This window comes from Vibrio sp. M260118, from assembly GCF_036533755.1.
Classification (GTDB): Bacteria; Pseudomonadota; Gammaproteobacteria; order Enterobacterales; family Vibrionaceae; genus Vibrio.
This window is the reverse complement of record NZ_JATABG010000024.1, coordinates 1-20462: the sequence shown is the minus strand read 5'-3', so window position 1 is coordinate 20462 and position 20462 is coordinate 1. Positions and strand designations below refer to the sequence as shown.

Below are 20462 nucleotides of genomic sequence, written 5' to 3'. Positions count from 1 at the left end.
TGTACAACAATCTCGCTTACGGTCTAAAAAATCGTGGTGTGGATAAAGCAGTGATTGATGAGAAGATTCAAAACGTCGCTAAGACACTCAAGATTGAAGAGTATCTTGACCGCAAACCGGCGAAACTCTCTGGAGGCCAAAGACAACGCGTTGCGATGGGCAGGGCGATCGTTCGTGATCCGCAGCTATTCTTGTTTGATGAGCCGCTCTCAAACCTTGATGCTTCACTGCGCGCCCACATGCGCCTCAAGATAAAGAAATTGCAGCGTGAGCTAGGCGTGACGAGTGTGTACGTTACACATGATCAAGTTGAAGCCATGACCCTAGCGGATCGCATTGTTGTACTCAATCAAGGGCAAATAGAGCAAGTTGGCACTCCGTCTGAGGTTTACCACTGGCCTGCAAGCCGCTTTGTGGCGAGTTTTATGGGCAGCCCGGCGATGAACTTTCTGCAGGCGACGCTCCAAGACGGTGTTCTCTCCGTCGCAGGTCACGATATTTCAGTGCCAGAATATAACGGTATTAATCAACAAGTCACTTTGGGTATTCGCCCAGAACATGCGGAGACACAGAAGCTCGATAACGCGCTCAATTTTGCACTAAACATCAGTGTGATTGAGCCACTAGGCCCGAATCAACTGGTGCACGGCAAGGTGGATGGGCAAGCTTTCATCGCAGTGACGCCGGAAACGGAGTTTGATGTGGCAACGCCACTGAGCCTTTATGTAGATCGAAGTAACCTCCACCTATTTGATGCGCAAGGAAAGCGTATTGAGCCGATTAAACTACAGTAGTAAAGACTAACCCCCAGATAAGGACATTACGGTGACTCTATCTTTAAGACAAAAAGAGATTCTTAGCTATCTACAGCGCAGCAATGGTGTTTTATCCAGTGCTCTGCTGTCAGAGACATTCAACATATCGGTTCAGACCATTCGTAAGGATATGAATGATTTGAGCGATAAAGGGCTTGTTCGGCGCGTACATGGCGGCATTACTCTGCCAAGTGCCAATGATAATTTGTCGTTTACCAACCGAGATTTGCTGAATGTCTCAGCCAAGCAGCGTATTGCGAAAAAAGTGGCTAGCGAAATCCCCGAGGGGTGTAGTATTTTCCTAGGCATAGGAACCACACCTAAGCATGTGGCGACGGCGCTGTTGGATCACCCTGGCTTAACTGTGGTCACTAACAATATAAATGCGGCTCTCACGCTAAGCAGAAATTCTAATATTTCTACTTATCTTGCGGGGGGAGCGGTAAGAATTTCAGATGAAGATACGGTTGGTGAGGCGACGACACGCTTTTATCGTCAGTTTAATATCAAGATTGGCATTTTTGGTATTGGTGGCTTAGGAGACCAGGGGGAGCTTCTGGATTTTACGCCGGAAGAGGCTAATCTCACTAGAGCCATTATTGAGCAGAGCCGCCAGTGTTGGCTGATTGCTGATAAAACCAAACCGGGCAGATACGCGCCAGTTGTCAGCGCGCAGCTTTCTGAAATGGATCGTCTGTTTGTCGATGATGCAGTACCAGAATTTCAATCACTATGTAGAATCAATCAGGTAGAACTGGTTGTGGCAGATTAAGGAATAATAATGAGACCAATAATTGTCGGTCATAGAGGGGTGTCAGGCCATTACCCTGAGAATACAAAAGTCAGTATTGAGGCGGCGATTTCTATGGGGTTGGAATGGATAGAGGTTGATGTTCAACCGACCAAAGATCGCCAGCTTGTGATTTGCCATGATCATACGGTAGACCGATGCAGCAACGGTGAAGGACGTGTCGACCAACACACGCTTGAAGCGTTAAAAACGCTTGATTTCGGTTCGTGGTTCTCTTCTGACTTTGCTAGAGAAGAGATCTTAACCCTAGGTGAGTTGTTTGCCATTGTTAAGGCAAGCAATATTAAGCTCAATCTAGAGATAAAGCTCGACACTGATTGTGCGCAAGAGGTGGTTACCAGCGTTGCGCAGTTGCTGAATGAGTATCAGATAGATGATGAATCGATTATCCTTTCTAGCTTCAACCCACACGTGATGAAAGCCCTCGGAGAGCAGTGCCGTGAGTACAAGCTCGGAGTGATTTGTGACAAGCTAAGCAGCGATGTTCTCGCTCTGCTTAAAACCATCAATGCCTATAGCTGCCATTTGAATTACAAGCACATCAACGCAGCAGACCTTAAGAAACTCGCAGAGATAGGCTGCGCTGCTTGGTGCTTTACTGTTAATGACCCCGCGAGCTTCCCGTTACTCGATAAAGTGGATGCGATCTTTAGTGATTATCCTGAGCGATTTGCTCAAGGTTAAAGCTCTACCCAGTTGCTTAATAGCAAAGACAACTAGGTATTTTGACGTGTTTAGGCAGTTGGGTCTAGACACTCAGGCCGAACACGCAGCCCTGAGTGCTCTGCGCCTAACTTGTTATTGGACAATTCTGAGTTAGCAGTTTTGTTAATTTATTTCTTCTTGGGGGACTTTAGGTATGTCACATGCGATCTAACACCGCTCTAAGTCAACCACGAAAACCGACAGTTCAAACATAAAATCAAAGGTGCTAGCAATCAAAGTACCTGATAGAAGTAACCAACTCAGGGTTTCGTTTGTTTTCCTTCGCTTAGATTTTCACCAACATCGATCATGCCGACGAGAAAGAGAGCTGCATTCATGCCAGTCAAGGCACGGAATAGCCGCTCAAAGTAGCAATTCGGTGGATCCTAATTTTTCATAACTAGTTATTGGCATATGCTAATAATGGGTTGTATAGTGCTCTCCTTACACTGATAAAGGAGAACACTATGTTGTTTGCCATTCCCTGCCGCGAATCTTCTCTTTCCAATCACTTTGCCAAAGCTCCTCAGATTATGCTGTGGGATAACCAAACCAATGCCAAACGAATCCTCGAGCTGCCTAAGTCATCATCGTGTTGTAGCCATAAGCACTTTTGGCGCGAGGTATTGCAAGATAATCAGGTGCATGCTGTTGTCGTTCGTTCAATTGGCTCGAATATGCTGAGTACACTGTTTAAGCTCAATGTTCGTGTTCTAAGTGCACCGCGTGGGTTCTCTCTAGAGTGCTTTGATGAAAACCAATTAACTCCAGTTACTCAAATTGAATTTGCTCGGCCGTCAGCGAATAAAAATAAAGCAAACTGTTCAAGTCAGAGTAAAACACGTTCTGCTGTAATTGGTATGCGAGAAGCATACAGTGCAGGAAGAGTAACAGGCGCTCGAATACTCTCTAGTAAGCTTTCACCACGAACGATGAATCACTTGGCGAAAGCGTTTAAGTTACCCGACCAGCAAGAGGAAAAATAATGATTTACCTAATCAGCTTTTCGACTTTGTTTACCCCTCTAGTCTTGTCGTCTTTTTTGACCGAGTAGTATTGTATGTCTATTCATATTCCTAAAAATCACCAACAATGTGCGGTTTGTTGCCAGCCTTTTTTCAACGATCATAGTGCCATCCGCTTTGAGTTAACGGCTGACGGAGGTGTAGTGGGGCAAATTGTGCCAACTAAAAAAGTGCAAGGCTATCAAGGTGTCATGCAGGGCGGTGTGATTGCTACATTGCACGATGCGGCAATGACTCATTGCCTATTCGCTCGTGATGTTTGCGCTATGACCGCTCGACTTGATGTTCGCTATATCAAGCCAATCCCTCTCAATTCAGTCATTCAGCTTCAGGCCCATTGCTCAATGAAAAAGAGGGGTATGTATTTAATGCAGAGTCACATTTTTATCGGTGGAGACTGTTACTCATCTGCTGAGGCTAAATTTATGTAATACCCCAGACATATTTGAGATGCTTGCAATCGCGTTGTAAGACAACACAGTTTTATACCTCAATGTGACTACTCAAATGGCTGGCGAAACGCATCCATCAGCGGTAAACAAAAATAGATATCAACTATTGAATTGATAAGAACAATCGCTTTTTTCAATTAATGTTTTTTCAATAGAATTTGATTATCGAAGTTTATATGGGTAGATGTGATGGAAAATAAAGCTTTAGTTGTTGAAGGCGGAGCGATGCGCGGTATTTTTGCAGCGGGTGTTCTGGATGCTTTTATGCAGGAAGAGTACAACCCTTTCCAGTTCGCAATCGGGGCTTCTGCGGGGGCATCCAATTTGCTTGGTTATTTATCTAAACAACCAAAGCGCAGTTACCAAATAATTACTGACCTTGCCACATCGAAAGATTTTTATAACCCTGTTCGGTTCATGAAAGGTGGACACCTAACAGATGTGAAATGGCTTAGTGAAACCTCATTACAACAATACCCACTCCATCTGAATGAGTTACTTAGTAACATTCCATTGTATTCAGCAGTGACTGATATTAACACTGGAGCGGCCAATTACTTTAAAGTCACACAAGACAATCTGCTCAATGTAATCGAAGCAACCACAGCATTACCCGTAGCCTATCGAGAGACACCTTGTTTTTCGGGTAGCTGCTTTACTGATGGTGCGGTAGCTGACTCAATTCCTGTAAAGGAAGCTTATAGACAAGGAGCGCGAGACATCACAGTGATATTGTCTCATCCAATAAGCTATTCAATGCCTGAATCGAGAAGTCACTGGTTAATGAAACGGTTGCTGTCAGACAACCCTGTAATTGCTCAGACACTAAAAACGAGAGCAAGCCGATATAATCAAGCTTTAGAATTCATTCGCTTTCCACCAATGGATGCCAAAGTGCGAGTTATTGCTCCACCGGCTGATTTCCCAGTGAAACGTCTATCTCGTCAACGTGCAGTTTTGGAAACGGGCTATCAGATGGGCGTTGATGCTGGAATCGATCACTTAGCAAACTTGAAAGGCGCACCGCGATTTACTGTAGAAGAGTGCTCGGCCTGTTATGCATAGCAAGGAAGTACACTCGTGTGTTTGTGGCTATTACTAGGATACTTTAAGGTCAATTTGCCCAACCTGTTTAACCGTTAAGCTAAACAGAGTACCCGTTTTAGGCCCATCCCTCATGACACAAACTGCTCATATTGCGCTTTAATTTCATAGATAATTGAACTCACCCACATAGTTAGAACAAGGTTTGTGAGCCTTTCAATTTCAAGTAATTATCTAACTCTAGGTGGTGCTCTAGTTATTAATCAAGAGCTTGTGATCAAAGGGAAATATATGAAGTTAACGCCAGCGATAATTGCAGTTGGTCTGCTGATAGGGTGTACCAATCAAGCCCAAACAGGGCAAAGTGAACCCAACGTTTTGGGCAAGCACTATTACACCGACTTGTATGGTTGGAACCAGAGTGCTGGCTTGTCGCATTCATTTCTTGGTCGTGGCATTAATATGGGCAACTACCTTGAATCTCCTTCTTACGAAGGGGAGTGGAACAATAATGCAAAAATAGTGCTGGCTGACTTTGAGAGAATTAAAGCCGCTGGCTTTGCAAGTGTTCGAATCCCTATTCGATGGAATGCCCATGCGTTAGATGTTCCGCCATACTCTATTGAGAAAGCCTTTCTCAATAGAGTAAAAGTTGTGGTCGACCAAGCAATGGCAAGTGATCTCAAAGTGGTTATTAATACTCATCATTATAACGAGTTGTTCTACGAGAAAGGACGTTTTTCACATCACAGAGAAAGGCTAAATGCATTGTGGGCTCAAGTGGCGAAAGCCTTTCCGTTAGAGCAATACTCAGAAGATCAGTTAGTGTTCGAGTTGCTTAACGAACCACACGCAGAAGTAGATTCAAAGCGCTGGAATCTGTTAATCCAGGACTTAACAACCCTGATATGGGACGACTCGGCAAGCAGTCAAAACAACGCAACGGGTCAGCGTAAATTGATGATTGGCACTGCGGAGTGGGGCGGACCTTTTGCCTTACCTAAGTTAGTTTTGCCCAAGTCAGTGAATGCCGACAATACCATTATTACCGTCCACTTTTATGAGCCGTTTAAGTTTACTCATCAAGGAGCCGAGTGGGTTGATGGGGCGGACAAATGGACGGATACGCGTTGGTATGGCAGCGAGAAAGAGAAGAAAACCTTATATGGCTTCTTAGACGCAGTGTCGAAATGGAATGGCAAGCCAAATAGAGGTTTTGAGATCAATATTGGTGAGTTTGGTGTTTACAGCAAGTCCTCAAAACCTGAAGACCAAACAGCCTGGACGGCATTTATTGCAAGGGAGGCCGAGAGTCGAGGTTTCAGTTGGCATTATTGGGAATATAGCGCGGGTTTTGGTGCATACGATAAAAGCGCACAATCATGGCGAGAGCCGATAATCCGCGGTTTGATTCCTTCTGAGTCAAAGTAACAATGTTACGCCCAACAGAAAAGAGCCGCAGTGGCGGCTCTGAGTGTTGATGACCATACAAGTGTTACAAGCCTCGACGATCAAACTCATTGTTGATAAGCACAATACATTGTGAGGCAAACAGCATCTGAGGCCCGAGACTGATTTTATTCGTCCCTAATCGCTTGAGACTATTCCAACTCTTTTTTGGCATTGGGATATGGTCAGTGAGGATAAAACAAGCACTGCCACTAAACGGCTCATCACGAATATCAGTGCCTTTTTTGTCCAGCAGATAAAGCGGGTAGTCTTCTGCTAAGCGCTGAACCAGTTTTTCAAAGCTGATAGTTTCAACACTTAAACCGTCTGCAACGTTTCTTAGCTCTTCTTTCTTCATACCCATAGAGCCTTCTAGCGCTTTAGTAATTAACGCAATCAACGCAGATTCATGAAAGCCGCCAATGTTAGTCAGCAGAGACGATTCTAAGCGCACTGTACGAGAAAAGTCTGAGGTACTTTCCAATACTAAATACACAGTCACATCATCACGATGAGATTGGGCGGTAAAAATCGCATTCATTAGTACATGGGCAAGAATCTCGGAATGCGCATCAGATCCCACCCCGTCAAGGAAGGTTTTAGGATCTGTCGATGCGGCGCGAGCGCGAATCACAAAAGCTCTGTTCATAATTAGTCACTAATTCGAAAATTTCCCTTTATATAACGGATGTACAGCGCTGTGTCTATTTATGATTTGTTTCGTGCCCGTTTTCATTCCAAGTTTGCTTAGCATGGAAATACGTTAAGCACTACTTTTGGGTTCAGCCGTTAAATCGTGTTCAGCGAGCACTTCTTTGAGTGCGAACATGCCGTTCAATGCCGCTGGGAACCCTGCATAAACCGACATTTGGAGGATGACTTCTTTGAGTTCGTCGGCTGTACAACCAACGTTGAGCGCCGCATGCAGGTGGACTTTAAGTTGCGGTGCAGCATTGCCCATAGCGGTCAGCGCTGCCACGGTGGCGATTTCACGCTCTTTTAGGCTTAGCCCATCGCGGCTATAAATATCGCCAAACGGATACTCAATGGTAAACCTTGCCAGATCGGGGCAAATGTCTTGTAAGCTATCGATGACTTTTTGCCCTGCTTTACCGTCAATGGCTGCAAGGCGTTCTATACCAATTTGATATCTTGAGTTACTCATTACGTGTTCCTTTTGTCTGTGGATGACAAGAGGTTAACCGTTAGAGTTAACTCTAAGTCAAGCGTCTATTTCGCCCTGGTAATAGGTGATTTTGGCATCAAGCGCAGATAGGTGGTTTTGCTGTTTTTCGAGTTCAGCTTTTAGGTGGTTTCTATGCTGTTCAAGTAGCTCTTTTCTCGCTGTGAGGGTCGAGTCTCCTTGATGGCGCAAATCAGAGTACTGCTTAATTGATTTGAGTGGCATGCCTGTTTCTTTAAGGCGAACAATGAACTGTACCCAACGCACATCATGCTCAGTAAAGTAGCGCCGCCCACCCGAATCACGCTTGATACCTCTTAGCAGATCAATTTTTTCGTAGTATCGAATCGTATGAGCTGACAGCCCTACCAACTCGGAAAAGTGTTTTATGTCCATATGCTCGTCCCTGAGTTAAATTAGAAGTTTGATATAGCAAGCTTTCACGAGCTAAGTGCGATAGATCAATTGCGTGAGTGAGCGTCGTTCACTTTATGAATTCCAGTGCAATATGGTCCAATTGCGTTCTGCCCCTATGGGCCTTAAACGAGGGCATGGATTAACTAGGTAGGTACGGTCAGCGTACTCGCACAAGGGTAAGTCGTTAATGGAATCAGTAAAAAAGTGAATTTCCGAATAGGATTGTGCGGTTTGTTTAAGCCACTGTTTAAGGCGAGTGACCTTACCTTCACGGTAAGTCGCTATGCCATCTATTTCGGAGCTATAGCATGCTTGTTTTTCGACCAAATCGATACCCAAGGCATTTTTAATCCCTAAATGACGTGCGACAACCTCAACTAAAAAAGTAACGCTCGCGGAGATAACGACCATATCCACTTCTTGCTGTATTAGCCTCTCAATTAGAGGCTTAGATTGCTGGAACTGCGTAGACAAGATATAGCGCTGCACACACTCTTCAACTAAGTCATTGACTTGTGTTTTTGGTATAGTCGTAAGCGGCGCTAAAGAAAAATCCAAGTAGCGCTGTATGTCTAGCTTTCCTTCTGCGTAGAGGTTCATCAAGCGCCGATCTTCATCAATAAAGTTAGGATCGGTTACTATGCCTTTTTCGACTAAAAACTCATTCCAGACCATAGAGCAATCAGCGTTAATTAGCGTTTCATCCAAGTCAAAAACGTATAAGGGTTTAAACATTGTTCTCTCCATTTCTCAACTCAGAGCTTGAATCAAGCCAGCTATCACTAAGGTGACTCCGACAGTTCGAGTTAAGTACCATTTCTCTGCTAGGAAATAAATGCCCATAAATAATCCAAACACGATACTGATCTGACGCAATGCCACGACTAGACTAACGTTGTCTGTCATGGTCATCGCGAACAGAACCAAGCCGTAGGTCGATGCCATCATTACTCCTGCCATGCTGGCTGATTTTCTAATCTGCCAAGCCGTTTTGATTTCATCGCGTTTGCCGCTCATTAGACACCACGCAAGAGTAGGGATACCTATCGCCCAAAATTGCACACCCAGGTAGAAAATCGCGCTGTATTGGTCATTCAAGATCTCTGACGCTTGTTTCGTGAGCAAGCTCAGGGCTTGTTTATCTATTACTGAGTATCCCGCTGTGCCTATCGCAGCAATCAATGCCCAAAATACCCCAACATTCAAATAAGAACTCAACGCTATTTGGCGAAAGTTGGTTAACGGTACGAGCATGCAGCCGAGATTAATCAACAGGAAGCCAAGCCACTGTTGACTGGATAACTCATGCCCCAAAGCGACACTGATTGCACCGACCATCATTACAGGCAGTGCTCGAGCAATCGGATAGACCACGCCAACGTCAGCGTATTTATAAGCGATAATCAATCCGACCAAGTACACGATTTGTGAAATGCCGCTAATGAACAGTAATCCCCAAAACTCACTCGGTAGTGAAGTCCAGCCAATGGTTGATAAATACCAGATTAAATAAGGGGTAAGAATGGCGCATGCTGAGAAACTGGATGCTAGGGTAAACGCGAGGCCAGAACCTGAGTTGTTTTTGCCAAGAATGTTCCAGCCTGCATGAAGCACAGCAGAGAATACGACGAGACTAATCGCCAACAAATCCATTTCAATCTACCTGTCTGAATAAAATTACGGCTCCGAGATGGAGCCTTAGATGATGAGATAAAGCTATTCAACGATTAAGTTCTGCGAGAGATTCAATGCTGATGGCATCGTGTCGCCAATACTCGATATCGCAATCAATTAATTCACCGTGTTGGTTGTAATTGATGCGCTCCACAACCATGGTTGGAGTGCCTGCTGTCGCGCGTAATGCCTGCGCTATTTCACCTAACAAGGTGCTAGTTGAAATACGGTAGCGAATTTTTTGATACGTCACGCCATAGTGATCGCGGTAAATATCGGTCAATGAATTCGATAAATCGTAGTCTAGTAGGTTTGGAAATAACTCTGGGCGAATGTAATTTGTCACATACAGCACAGGACGGTCCTCAAGGTATCGTACACGGTTGACTTGATACACGTCTGAGAAAGGCTGTAAGTCTAGCAAGCGCGCGGCTTGTTTGTTTGCCAATGTTCCTTTCGCTGCAATTAATTCCGTTTTAGGCACACGATTTTGCATTTTTGCCATATTCGGGAAGTTCAGCGTTTCGGTTGGGTCGTAACGTAATGGCGCAGGAGAGATAAACCATCCTCGGCGATCTTCGCGATAGATTCGACCTTCCGCTTCCAGCAATGATAAGGCTTCACGCAGAGTGACGCGGGTAGTGTCGAATGACTCCGCTAACTTACGCTCTGCTGGCAGTTTTTGACGCGGCGATAGCATGCCCGCCTCAATCTGTTCCACGATCGAATCTTTAATTTTTACGTATTGCACGAAGTGTCCTTATCTTTTGCGCCAAGCCTGTGTGCGATTGTTTAACAATTTACCCAAAATCGCAGGTAAACACACGGGTAGTGTCATTTTAAAAGAACAATTTGTACTGAGAAAGGGTTTAGTTAAAGGGATGCTGCGAAACAAAAACACCCGAGATAGGAGCTCCCGGGTATTTGACGTTGATTAGGCAATATGTGTCATTCGATTGATGGTGAACGTATCGACTTTGCCTTCTACCGCTGCGATATACGTCGCGATGTGCTCGCTAGCAAGGTGCTGTTCAAGTAAGGCTTCAGATTCCCAGTTTTCGTGGAACACAAAGTGCGCCGGGTTTTGGTTATCTTGATGTAAGTCGTAGTTAATACACCCTTCCTCAACACGTGTTTTGTCGATCAGCTTAATCAGCTCTGATTTTACTACCTCTTCGTGGCCACCTTTGGCGATGATGTTTGCAATAACGGTTAACTTAGCCATGTTACCATCACTCCTTAAAGCGTTGTGATGACGTCATCCATTGGTAAACGTGCTTTTGGTAGACCATGGTTGTAGTCTTCGCCGTCTTTGTGGTAACCCAGTGCAAGTGCAAAGGTACACTCGTAGCCGTCTAGCTCATCTTTGAATATTTCACCAATCAGCTCTGAATCAACACCTTCCATCGGCGTTGAAGCAATGCCTAAACGTGCAAGTGTGTGTAGCGTGTTACCAAGTGCAATGTATGTTTGAGCCTTAGTCCAGTTACCATTAAAGCCAGCTTCGTCAGTGTTCAACTCTGCAAAACCGAAAGCGCCGTTGAGCATGTCGTTGTAACGTTCTTCTGGTAGATGACCAGACGTAACTTCGGCATCAACCACTTTTGCGTACTGCTCTTTGGTAAAACGTGGGTTGTGAGCAAATAAAATAGTGTGTGACGCTTCTTTTGCATGTGGCTGGTTAAACTGGTGCATGTTGGCAAAGGTGTCGTGGAAACGCTGCTTTGCTTCGTCACTCTCAAGCACGATAAATTTCCAAGGTTGAGAGTTGATAGAAGATGCCGACAGACGGATAGCTTCTTTAATCACTTGCATATCTTGTGCTGAAATACGCTTTGTTGCGTCGTATTTTTTAGCTGTGTAACGAGTGTTTAAATCTTTGATGATTGGATGAGTCATGTTGGCTCCTAACTATTAAATACTTACGAATTTATTTTGGGTTGATTGTTCAGCGCATTAACAACGAACGTGTGGTGGAACATGACCCCAATTATCTAAAATCCGCGGTTGTTCATAACGATGGCGCTAATTTAGTTCAGTTTGAGGTTGAGAAAAATAGCCAGGATGTCCATTGACTATGGAACAAAACTTCCATAATGGATTGAATTGAGAGCGTTTAGATCAGTGCAAGAGTTTTGGCGAGAGAAGTGGGGGCTCTCGCCATGCTAGTTTTGTGTGGCCAACTTGATTAGATAGGCACGACCAGAATATCAACCGGTGATTTGTTGACGAGATGTTTGGAGTAAGAGACGATTTTGCTCCAAAAATCGTGGTGGTGGCCACAAATCAGTAGGTCAACATTATTGTCTTCGATAGTCGCTTTTAGTTTATCTGCTAGGTCACCAGTGCCAACAAGGATCTGTCTGATGGCAAGTGGGCTATACGCTTCAAACGACAAAATCTGCTCGACAGCATGCTCATTGATAGGCTGCGCATCAGGGGTCTCTTTCAAGTCGACAAGTTCTGGGTATATTTCACCATGTGAACCATCAATATGGATAAAAGAGATCTGCGCATCAGTTAGCCCAGCTAAATAAACCGCTCGATCTATCAGAGACTTAGTTTCTTCTTCTAGTTCAATAGCAACAAGAATATGTCGGTAGTTCATAATTGCGCCCTCGTTGAATATCCTGATCTAATCATAGTCTTAGTTTGGCACTAAATGTGTTGCTAACGTCTCGAAATAGCGAAAATTTTTGTACGCGAACTGAATAGATTTAACACAGTAGACATCGCTACCCCTGCACGTGAGTAGTTAGCGCTTGGTTGAAAACTAGGAAACAACACCTTTTCAATCGAACCTCATTTGTTCCCAGTTTCCGCACTACAATGATGGGTAAATATTGAGCTGATTCAGGAGTCCATTATGACCACATTCCCCGACCGTTTTCTCTGGGGTGGAGCAATTGCCGCAAACCAAGTTGAAGGTGCGTTTAATCAAGACAACAAAGGGCTTTCTACGTCTGATATGTTGCCCAATGGAATATTAAGCCCACATCAAAATCGTCAACAGCGAACGGACGGTATTAAAGATCTGGCGATTGACTTCTACAATCGCTACCCAGAAGACATCGCGCTGTTTGATGAGATGGGTTTCAACTGCTTGCGTTTGTCGATCGCTTGGACTCGAATCTTCCCAAATGGTGATGAAATCGAGCCGAATGAAGCAGGTCTTGCCTATTACGACAAGATTTTTGATGAACTGGCAAAGTATGACATGCAGCCGTTTGTCACTCTATCGCACTATGAAATGCCCTATGCACTGGTTGAAAACTATGGTGGTTGGGGAAGTCGCAAACTGATCGCTTTCTTTGAACGGTATGCACGTACTGTGTTTGAGCGTTACCAGAATAAGGTCAAGCTTTGGCTGACCTTCAATGAAATTAATATGTCTTTGCATGCGCCATTTACCGGTGTTGGGCTACAAGAAGATGCTTCAGAGCAGGAAATTTATCAGGCCATTCATCATCAATTGGTGGCCAACGCCAAGGCGGTTAAGCTGTGTCATGAGATTATTCCTGACGCTAAAATCGGTAACATGCTGTTAGGCGCGATCAACTACCCATATACCTGTAACCCAGACGATGTGATTGCCGCTCTGCATGAGAATAACAAGTGGTTGTTCTTCGGTGATGTGCAAACACGAGGCAAATACCCAGGCTATATGTTGCGTTACTTCCGCGAGCAGGGCATAGAGATTGAAATGAAAGCAGGAGATTTAGAAGAACTGGCTAGCGCCAGTGTCGATTTTATCTCGTTTAGCTATTACGCCAGCGGCTGTGCAAGTGCTGACCCTAAGCAAAAAGAGGTCGGCAATATTGTTGATAGTGTTCCTAATCCGTATCTTGAGAAGAGCCAATGGGGTTGGTTGATTGACCCGAAAGGTTTGCGCATTTTACTTAACTTCCTATATGACCGTTATCAAAAGCCGCTGTTTATTGTCGAGAATGGTTTAGGTGCGCGAGATGAAGTGAATGAGAATGGCGAGATTGTTGATGACTATCGTATTGCCTACCTGAACGATCATCTTATTCAAGCTCGAGAAGCGGTGCTAGATGGAGTAGAACTGATGGGCTTTACCAGTTGGGGACCTATTGATCTGGTCGCAAACTCAACCGCTGAGATGAGCAAGCGCTACGGTTACATTTATGTTGATCGCGATGATAACGGGCAAGGTTCCTTGCAGCGTAAGCGCAAGAAGAGTTTCTACTGGTACCAAAAAGTGATTAGTACCAATGGCAGTTCGCTGCAAGACTAGTTGGATTTTAAAAGGAGCCTTTGGCTCCTTTACTTTATCCCTTGGCAGCCGAGAAAGAAGTCTATCGCAGATTCTAGATTGGTTTGACGTTCGGCCAAGTCATTTGGGGCCATACCGAGGAAGACGGGAAAGAAGGTTCTCCCTTTTACTAACGCCCAAAGATTAGTGGCCAGCTCTGATGTATTTTGCGCAGGTAAAGCGCCGTGACGTATTGCCTCTTCGAGCCAAGCTTCCATTGGGCAAGCTTTAATACTTTCGACTTTATTGAGGTGACATTTTCCCTGACACATGGCTTCGATGGTAATCGCGACGAGTAGACGTCGTTTTTCACATTGCATGACATGTTCAAGCTGCTGAGTAAATAAGTCGATCAGTTGCTGGCGAATACTGATTTCAGGATCGAAGTCTGGTAAAGCGTGATTGAGTTTCTCCTCTTCCATGATGTATTCAACGACGGCTTTATACAGGTTTTCTTTAGAACCAAAATGAGAATAGACAGTCGGCTTTGTCGAATTCGCTTTCTTTGCAATGAGCTCTAATGAGGCACCTTGTACACCCATTTCCTTGTAGCACTCAATCGCAGCCGAAATGATACTTAGTTTGGTTTTCTCGCTGCGTTGGTTTCGTTTGTCCATACCTTTATCCGTACAGGATGGGGAAAGGTGCAAAGCTACCATAAATAATCATGCCTTCTATCATTAAAGTAGCATATTGAGAGTTTTTTCATCTTTTACCGACTTGTTTGCTGATTTTGCCATCAAGATTGACGGTTGAGTATTTCATTGAGCTGATTTACAAGGTTAACCATTGGGTCTATTTTTTTACCGACTAACTCAGGAGCTTCAGGGGTTGTCAGGACGAAATCATTGGCTTTCAATCCCGATTTGATCGATACATAACCCGTGTGGCTCTCTTTGATTTTTGCAATAGTCACCTTCTTTTGTCTTACCACGCGTTTATCATCTAAGACGAATAGGGTGGGAACCCCATCTTTAATATGGATTGAAGAAGTAGGGACAAATAGCTGAGGCTCTTGCTGTGGGCTGTTTAAATAGAAAGCTGTCTTCGAGCCGATCAAGTGTTCGCCATTTCGGTTGTCGAACACTGCATACGCGCTGAGATCTTGACTCTGGTTAGCGAGCTTAGAATCAACATAGCGTAACTTGCCATCGATATAGTGGCCTTCCTGATTAACAATTGAAGCCTGCAAGCGATCAGGATAGTTGTTTAACACCTTGCGAAAGACGTTTAGTACTTGAGGAGATGCGGTAAAGTGCAGTTCTACGGTATTAGTCGCAACCAGTTCCGTGATCAACTCACCTTCATTAACGTAATTACCCGCGTTCAAATGGAATTGACCCAGAGTGCCTGAAAATGGGGCATACATGGTGGTTGCTTCATGATCTTGTTGGGCGAGGAGCAAGTTTTTCCTTGTTGCTTCTACCGCACTCACGGCATTTTTAAACTTAGGGTCGTTTTCTCCAGTGGTACGAGTAAGCTCGATTATATTTTTAGTTGCCATTTGATATTCATTTTGAGCGGCTTCTACCGCCAGTGCGGCTAACGTGGCATCGAAATCAAGTAAACGCTGACCTTTTTCAACGTAATCGCCATCTTGGACATAGATGTTGGCAATTTTTCCGCTGTTTTCCGCCAAAATTTGTGTGTACTTAGAAGGTTTGAACTCACCTTCCAAGGCGATCAACTTAGTCGCTTTTCGTTCTATAGGTAATTGAACCATGTAAGCGGTTGAGTTGGCTGATGGCTTTGCTTGAGAAAGTTGTCCGCTGAAGAATAGTGTTGGAGCAATCGTTAAGGTTAGGCCAAGTGAAAGGGCGAGCTTGTTCATATCTGTCCCTGATTCGTTGTTTTATTTGTATTGTTTATTGAACCTTTCAGTTCATTTCATAATTGTTATGGTTAACAAGGGTATTTTAACTTTACCGTTAAGTAAAGTTTTGTCGTGAGTTAGATTCATCTTGCTCAGAGCTAGGGGTATGTTTAGAGCTTGGTTATTCTCAATATTTGAGAAACGTTGGTTATTTTTACTAACTCATTCCTATCCAGTAAGAATACAATTTGATCGTGACCTGAAACTGACGATACAACAATAGCGTGAATTCAATGAAGCAAAACAGCGGGCAAGCTAACGAAAAGGTTCTTCAACTACTTATGCAAGTTGCAGTTAATGAAGAGCCTGTGACAGCGAAACAACTTAGTGAGCAGTTGGGTACGCCCATCAGTAGCTTATATAGGCACCTAAAACTATTGCGAGAATGGAACTTGATTGAGGAAAGTCCAAATGACAAAACCTTGATCATCGGTCCGGCAGCTCTGTTGTTGATGCGCAGTTACGAGACCAGTCCGCACGATTTAGACACGGTTGATGCTGTGCTGAATCGTTTGCAAAAACAAACCGGAGAAATGGCGGCTTACATGGTGCCTGTAGGGTATAGAGCGTTATGTGTAAGCCGTAAGGAGAGCATGCAGGCGCTTCGTTGCAGCTACGTCCAGGGTCAGAGTCAACCCCTGTTGCGGGGCGCCTCATCTAAAGTGATGCTGGCTTATTTACCGAATGCGCGTTGTGAAAAAATCCTGCGCTATTTCGGTGAGCAGGATAGGTTAGAGCGTTGGCAGCAGGAGTTAGCGCAAATACGCAATCAGGGCTATGCGCTCAGTACATCGGAGATCGATTCTGGAGTGTCAGGGATCAGTGCTCCAGTAATGAAAGGCACTAAGCTGGTGGGCGCGATCTCGGTGATGGCTCCGGCGCATAGGGTTCAGGTTAATCAACAGAAGATAATTCTTCACGTACTTCAAGCAGCGAGGGCATTGCCCCCAGAGAGGTAATTGGTATGTTCGGGCTATTTCGACGCAATAAAATCCAGTCTGTGACTGAGACCTTGGCAAATCGTATGGTTTTTCTCAGTGTCAGTGAACGCATTAAACCAATGAAACAAGTGGATTTTGAAATGGCCGATCAGAGCTTGGAGGAGATGTTTGATTGGGTTGCAGACATCAGTAAGCATTGTTGGGTCAATGGTGGTCATTACAATATTACTGACCAGCCTTGCGAACAATACCAGTTTCACTTGAGTCGTTTTCTTGGTTCACAGGCATTACCTGTGGTGCTTAGTAATAATAGCGAGACTCTGCTACATGCTTTGCCAATACATTGCTCTTCACGCAGAGAGCTCGGCATAGTTCATATAGGTCGTCAGTTTGAGATTAAAGCCTCTTTAGAGCCTGAGCAGGGCAGCGCGTTTCATTTTGCACTCTCGCGCTACAACGAATGTCGACTGTTTTGTCTGGGTATTGATCCTGCGTTACAGGATGAAAGGACATGGGAATATGCTGAAGATCTTGGTTGTGATTGGATGACTTTGGCTGAATGTAGTTTTGGGCTGCGTTTTCAAGTCAAACACCAATTGGCGAACTATTTGGCGCACTGTGATGACGTCATTGTGAATATTGATCTTTCTTGCCTATCGCCTGTTTCGCGTTTAGAGGGAGGTTCGGCGATGAACGTACAAATGGTCAATCGAATGATCCGCCAGTTGTTGATATCAGGGAAGGTACGTCAGGTGCAGTTGGTTGGCTATAAAGATAAGCATCTCTACTCTAAACAGACTCAAAGTGTATTGCGCGAGTTAACTGATATGCTTCCCCATCGAGAGTGGGCTGCTTAGGTTGGAGGCGATAAAACCCAAAGCCCTAAAAACACAAAAGCTGGCAGTTAAGCCAGCTTAGTTGGGTTTAGCACACTTATGATGATTTGTTCGCGTCTTTGCTTGAATCTTTCCAGTATTGAACGCGAACACGATGAAGCTGTGCTCTTCTCATTTTCTTCATGACAATCCCTCACTTAATGAAAATACAGCTCGTGAATGAGCTTGTGTGAACGTAGTTCCTCATGAACAGGACTAAATTTAGTCGCCTAATTCGAAAATAGCTAGGGTTTTGATCACATTTTTTTGTATGTACACCATCCTCTATCATTCAAAAGTGAACCATGACGCAGTTTATTAATTCTGAAATGTAACCTTAAAATCAGTGTCTTACTTTATTAATTTTTACTAAACAATAACTTAACCAAACTGTCACCTTTACTGAATACGATTTGCTCGCGTTTATAAAAAATATTACTCAAGCAAGGAGTCAGCAAATGTGTCCAATCTCATCTAAAGATCGTGAGAATCAGGATTCTGAGTTCAGCCAAATGGTCGATGCGCGTCTATCTCGTCGTCGTTTTTTAGCTGGGACAGCAGCAGTAAGTGCAAGTGCCTTTCTTTCACTTAATCCAATCACCAAGGCTTTTGCAGCAAAAAGCGAAAGTCCTTTGCTCAACTTTGAAGCGGTTCCAGCTTCAGCAGCGGATGTTTTTATTGTACCTAAAGGTTATAAAGCGACACCGTTACTCTCATGGGGTGACCCAATCTTCCCTGGTGCACCTGAATTCGATCCAAGCGGTAAGCAAAACTCACAAGCTCAACTGCGCCAGTTTGGTGACAATACAGATGGGATGAGCCTATTCCCAATCAGTGAAGATCGTGCGGTTATCGCGGTGAACAACGAATACACCAATTACGACCTTCTGTTTGATCATGGCGGAAAAGCGATGACAGCAGACGATGTGCTAAAAGCTCAGGCAGCGCATGGTGTGACTGTGTTTGAGATCGTCAGATCAGATGGTCAGTGGAAATTAGATAAAAACGGCAAGCTCAACCGCCGAATTACTGCTAACACCGAAATGAAGCTGACTGGCCCTGCGGCAGGTCACGACTTGATGAAAACTGAGCTAGACCCAACAGGTATGAAGCCATTAGGTACATTTAATAACTGTGCAAACGGCCAAACACCTTGGGGTACATACTTAACCTGTGAAGAAAACTTCAACGGTTACTTTGGCACTAGCGCAACCGCTGAAGTGTCGGCTGATCACAAGCGTTACGGTGTTAAACCAGCTAAGAGCAAGTACCAGTGGCACGACACTGATGAGCGCTTTGATGTGGCTAAGCATCCAAATGAACCACACCGCTTTGGCTGGGTTGTAGAGATTGACCCTAACGATCCTAGCTCTACGCCACTTAAACGCACTGCGCTTGGTCGGTTTAAGCATGAGAATGCAGCACTGCTTGTCAACGACAACGGTCATGTGGTTGTTTACCTCGGTGATGATGAGCGCGGTGAGCACCTGTACAAGTTTGTTTCGAAGAATAAGTATCAGCCAGGTAATGACAGAGCAAATCGAGATCTTCTTGAAGAGGGAACACTTTACGTTGCTAAGTTTGAGTTCGATGACCAAGAGCTGAAAGGAAAAGGTCAATGGATTGAGTTAACTCATGGCAAGAATGGCTTAACTAAAGCGAACGGCTTCAATGACCAAGCAGAGGTGATGATCTTTGCTCGCCGTGCTGCCACTCAAGTTGGTGCAACTACTATGGATCGCCCTGAGTGGGTAGCCGTTCATCCTGACAACAAGCATGTGTTCTGCACGTTAACTAACAACAAGAACCGTGGTGTGAAAGAAGGTCAAGATGTTGGTGGACCAAACCCACGTAAAGAGAATCATTATGGTCAGATTGTTCGTTGGGTACCACAAGCTGGTGACCATACTAATGATGGCTTTGAGTGGGATCTCTACCTTATCGCGGGCAACCCTGAAGTGCATCAGGGCAACCTTTATGCAGGTAGTGACAACATTAACGCTGATAACATGTTTAATAGCCCTGATGGTATTGGCTTTGATTCTGCTGGTCGTTTATGGATTCAAACAGATGGTAATTACTCAAATAAAGGTGATTTCGCGGGCCAAGGCAACAACCAAATGCTTTGCGGCGATCCTATGACAGGGGAAATACGTCGCTTTTTGACTGGGCCTATCGCGTGTGAAATCACGGGACTTACGTTCTCAGCAGATAACAAAACGATGTTTGTTGGCGTACAGCACCCAGGTGAAAAAGGTGCACCTTCTCATTTCCCTGCTGGTGGCAGCAGCAAGCCGCGCTCTACGATTATGGCGATCACCCGTGAAGATGGTGGTGTTATTGGCGCGTAACTTAGCGTGACGATTTTAAAGCCCCGAAATGGTAACATTCGGGGCTTTTTTTCTTTCCAGAGCGCTTAAGAAGTTTGTTTTGAAGCACGTGAATGTGACCAAATGGGATAATTATGCGTGTGTAAGCATAAAAAACTGTGATCTTATGACGATTCACTACTAAATCTAGTTGCTAGTTTCGTACGGTATCACTATATTGAAAAGGTATCCCAATAACTTAAAGGTGTAGAGAACCGAGTAAACTCCCAGAGCAAATACGATTTAACTGAACGCAATAAGAGACACACAATTTAGCGAACTCCTCGTTAAAGTGCATCAAAAACGTATAAGAACTAAGTATTTTCAAAGGCCTTTTGCTTTAGCACTCTCAAGCAGTCACATCTTAAGTTATCGATACTTTGTTGGTAACCGAGGAGGAGTTTTGGCTATGCTATCACTAGGTTTGTTCGCTTTAGGCGTGTTTGTATTCTTCTTCTGCTGGGTCGTACAGCATGGATTGCCTGTTTTGGGCATGAAACTGGACGAAGACGATTTACTGCTCATTTCAGAGATGTCTGGTGAGGGTGTTCTC

General features: G+C 44.4%; 22 protein-coding genes. 11 read left to right on the top strand and 11 right to left on the bottom strand.

The genetic code is table 11. The features are described from left to right. From QTO00_RS03225 to QTO00_RS03195, 7 genes are all read left to right on the top strand, one after another. Positions 1 to 794 (top strand): ATP-binding cassette domain-containing protein (locus QTO00_RS03225; RefSeq protein WP_331422917.1); only part of this gene is annotated, 794 nt, incomplete at its 5' end. A 31-nt stretch (positions 795 to 825) separates the two neighbouring features. Then, positions 826 to 1587 (top strand): DeoR/GlpR family DNA-binding transcription regulator, encoded by a 762-nt coding sequence (locus QTO00_RS03220; RefSeq protein ID WP_038202262.1) that lies wholly within the window; start codon positions 826 to 828, stop codon positions 1585 to 1587. A 9-nt stretch (positions 1588 to 1596) separates the two neighbouring features. After that, on the top strand, positions 1597 to 2310 hold the full coding sequence (locus tag QTO00_RS03215; RefSeq protein WP_331422914.1) for a glycerophosphodiester phosphodiesterase family protein: 714 nt from the start codon (positions 1597 to 1599) through the stop codon (positions 2308 to 2310). A 488-nt stretch (positions 2311 to 2798) separates the two neighbouring features. After that, positions 2799 to 3317 (top strand): NifB/NifX family molybdenum-iron cluster-binding protein, encoded by a 519-nt coding sequence (locus QTO00_RS03210; protein ID WP_331422912.1) that lies wholly within the window; start codon positions 2799 to 2801, stop codon positions 3315 to 3317. A gap of 74 nt (positions 3318 to 3391) precedes the next feature. Continuing rightward, positions 3392 to 3787: a PaaI family thioesterase gene (locus QTO00_RS03205; protein WP_331422911.1), complete on the top strand. Its 396-nt coding sequence runs from the start codon at positions 3392 to 3394 to the stop codon at positions 3785 to 3787. Between the two features lie 210 nt (positions 3788 to 3997). Then, positions 3998 to 4873 carry a patatin-like phospholipase family protein gene (locus QTO00_RS03200; RefSeq protein WP_331422910.1) on the top strand — a complete coding sequence of 292 codons (876 nt, stop codon included), beginning with the start codon at positions 3998 to 4000 and terminating at the stop codon, positions 4871 to 4873. 270 nt (positions 4874 to 5143) lie between these two features. Further along, a complete protein-coding gene (locus QTO00_RS03195) occupies positions 5144 to 6283 on the top strand; it encodes a glycoside hydrolase family 5 protein (RefSeq protein WP_331422909.1) in 1140 nt (379 codons plus the stop codon). A 64-nt stretch (positions 6284 to 6347) separates the two neighbouring features. Here QTO00_RS03195 and trmY read toward each other — a convergent pair whose 3' ends face one another. From trmY to QTO00_RS03150, 9 genes are all read right to left on the bottom strand, one after another. Beyond that, positions 6348 to 6950, bottom strand: a complete 603-nt coding sequence (gene trmY, locus QTO00_RS03190) for a tRNA (pseudouridine(54)-N(1))-methyltransferase TrmY (protein WP_038203831.1) — start codon at positions 6948 to 6950, stop codon at positions 6348 to 6350. A 114-nt stretch (positions 6951 to 7064) separates the two neighbouring features. Next, positions 7065 to 7466, bottom strand: a complete 402-nt coding sequence (locus tag QTO00_RS03185) for a carboxymuconolactone decarboxylase family protein (RefSeq protein WP_331422906.1) — start codon at positions 7464 to 7466, stop codon at positions 7065 to 7067. Between the two features lie 57 nt (positions 7467 to 7523). Further along, positions 7524 to 7880 (bottom strand): MerR family transcriptional regulator, encoded by a 357-nt coding sequence (locus tag QTO00_RS03180; RefSeq protein WP_331422905.1) that lies wholly within the window; start codon positions 7878 to 7880, stop codon positions 7524 to 7526. A 93-nt stretch (positions 7881 to 7973) separates the two neighbouring features. Further along, positions 7974 to 8636 carry an HAD family hydrolase gene (locus QTO00_RS03175; protein ID WP_331422903.1) on the bottom strand — a complete coding sequence of 221 codons (663 nt, stop codon included), beginning with the start codon at positions 8634 to 8636 and terminating at the stop codon, positions 7974 to 7976. Positions 8637 to 8651: 15 nt separating this feature from the next. After that, positions 8652 to 9554, bottom strand: coding sequence for an EamA family transporter (locus QTO00_RS03170; protein ID WP_331422902.1), 903 nt, complete (start codon positions 9552 to 9554; stop codon positions 8652 to 8654). 67 nt (positions 9555 to 9621) lie between these two features. Beyond that, a complete protein-coding gene (gene phnR, locus QTO00_RS03165) occupies positions 9622 to 10326 on the bottom strand; it encodes a phosphonate utilization transcriptional regulator PhnR (RefSeq protein WP_331422901.1) in 705 nt (234 codons plus the stop codon). Between the two features lie 183 nt (positions 10327 to 10509). Continuing rightward, positions 10510 to 10800: a putative quinol monooxygenase gene (locus QTO00_RS03160; RefSeq protein WP_331422900.1), complete on the bottom strand. Its 291-nt coding sequence runs from the start codon at positions 10798 to 10800 to the stop codon at positions 10510 to 10512. Positions 10801 to 10814: 14 nt separating this feature from the next. Continuing rightward, complete coding sequence (locus tag QTO00_RS03155; protein WP_331422899.1) at positions 10815 to 11474, bottom strand: nitroreductase family protein; 660 nt, start codon at positions 11472 to 11474, stop codon at positions 10815 to 10817. 289 nt (positions 11475 to 11763) lie between these two features. After that, complete coding sequence (locus QTO00_RS03150) at positions 11764 to 12183, bottom strand: universal stress protein (protein WP_331422898.1); 420 nt, start codon at positions 12181 to 12183, stop codon at positions 11764 to 11766. Between the two features lie 258 nt (positions 12184 to 12441). On the opposite strand from QTO00_RS03150, the gene ascB reads away from it, so the two are divergent. Beyond that, on the top strand, positions 12442 to 13833 hold the full coding sequence (gene ascB / locus QTO00_RS03145; RefSeq protein ID WP_331422896.1) for a 6-phospho-beta-glucosidase: 1392 nt from the start codon (positions 12442 to 12444) through the stop codon (positions 13831 to 13833). A 29-nt stretch (positions 13834 to 13862) separates the two neighbouring features. Here ascB and QTO00_RS03140 read toward each other — a convergent pair whose 3' ends face one another. Together QTO00_RS03140 and QTO00_RS03135 are read right to left on the bottom strand one after the other, a co-directional pair. Further along, on the bottom strand, positions 13863 to 14468 hold the full coding sequence (locus QTO00_RS03140; protein WP_331422895.1) for a TetR/AcrR family transcriptional regulator: 606 nt from the start codon (positions 14466 to 14468) through the stop codon (positions 13863 to 13865). Between the two features lie 122 nt (positions 14469 to 14590). Continuing rightward, complete coding sequence (locus QTO00_RS03135; protein ID WP_331422894.1) at positions 14591 to 15682, bottom strand: efflux RND transporter periplasmic adaptor subunit; 1092 nt, start codon at positions 15680 to 15682, stop codon at positions 14591 to 14593. Positions 15683 to 15957: 275 nt separating this feature from the next. Between QTO00_RS03135 and QTO00_RS03130 the strand changes: the two genes are divergently transcribed. From QTO00_RS03130 to QTO00_RS03120, 3 genes are all read left to right on the top strand, one after another. Then, on the top strand, positions 15958 to 16683 hold the full coding sequence (locus tag QTO00_RS03130; RefSeq protein ID WP_443088893.1) for an IclR family transcriptional regulator: 726 nt from the start codon (positions 15958 to 15960) through the stop codon (positions 16681 to 16683). A gap of 5 nt (positions 16684 to 16688) precedes the next feature. Next, positions 16689 to 17522, top strand: coding sequence for an arginase (locus tag QTO00_RS03125; RefSeq protein WP_331422891.1), 834 nt, complete (start codon positions 16689 to 16691; stop codon positions 17520 to 17522). Positions 17523 to 17998: 476 nt separating this feature from the next. Beyond that, the gene (locus QTO00_RS03120; protein WP_331422889.1) at positions 17999 to 19891 is read left to right on the top strand and encodes a PhoX family protein; all 1893 of its coding nucleotides are present in this window, start codon (positions 17999 to 18001) and stop codon (positions 19889 to 19891) included. The last annotated feature ends 571 nt before the right edge of the window (positions 19892 to 20462 follow it).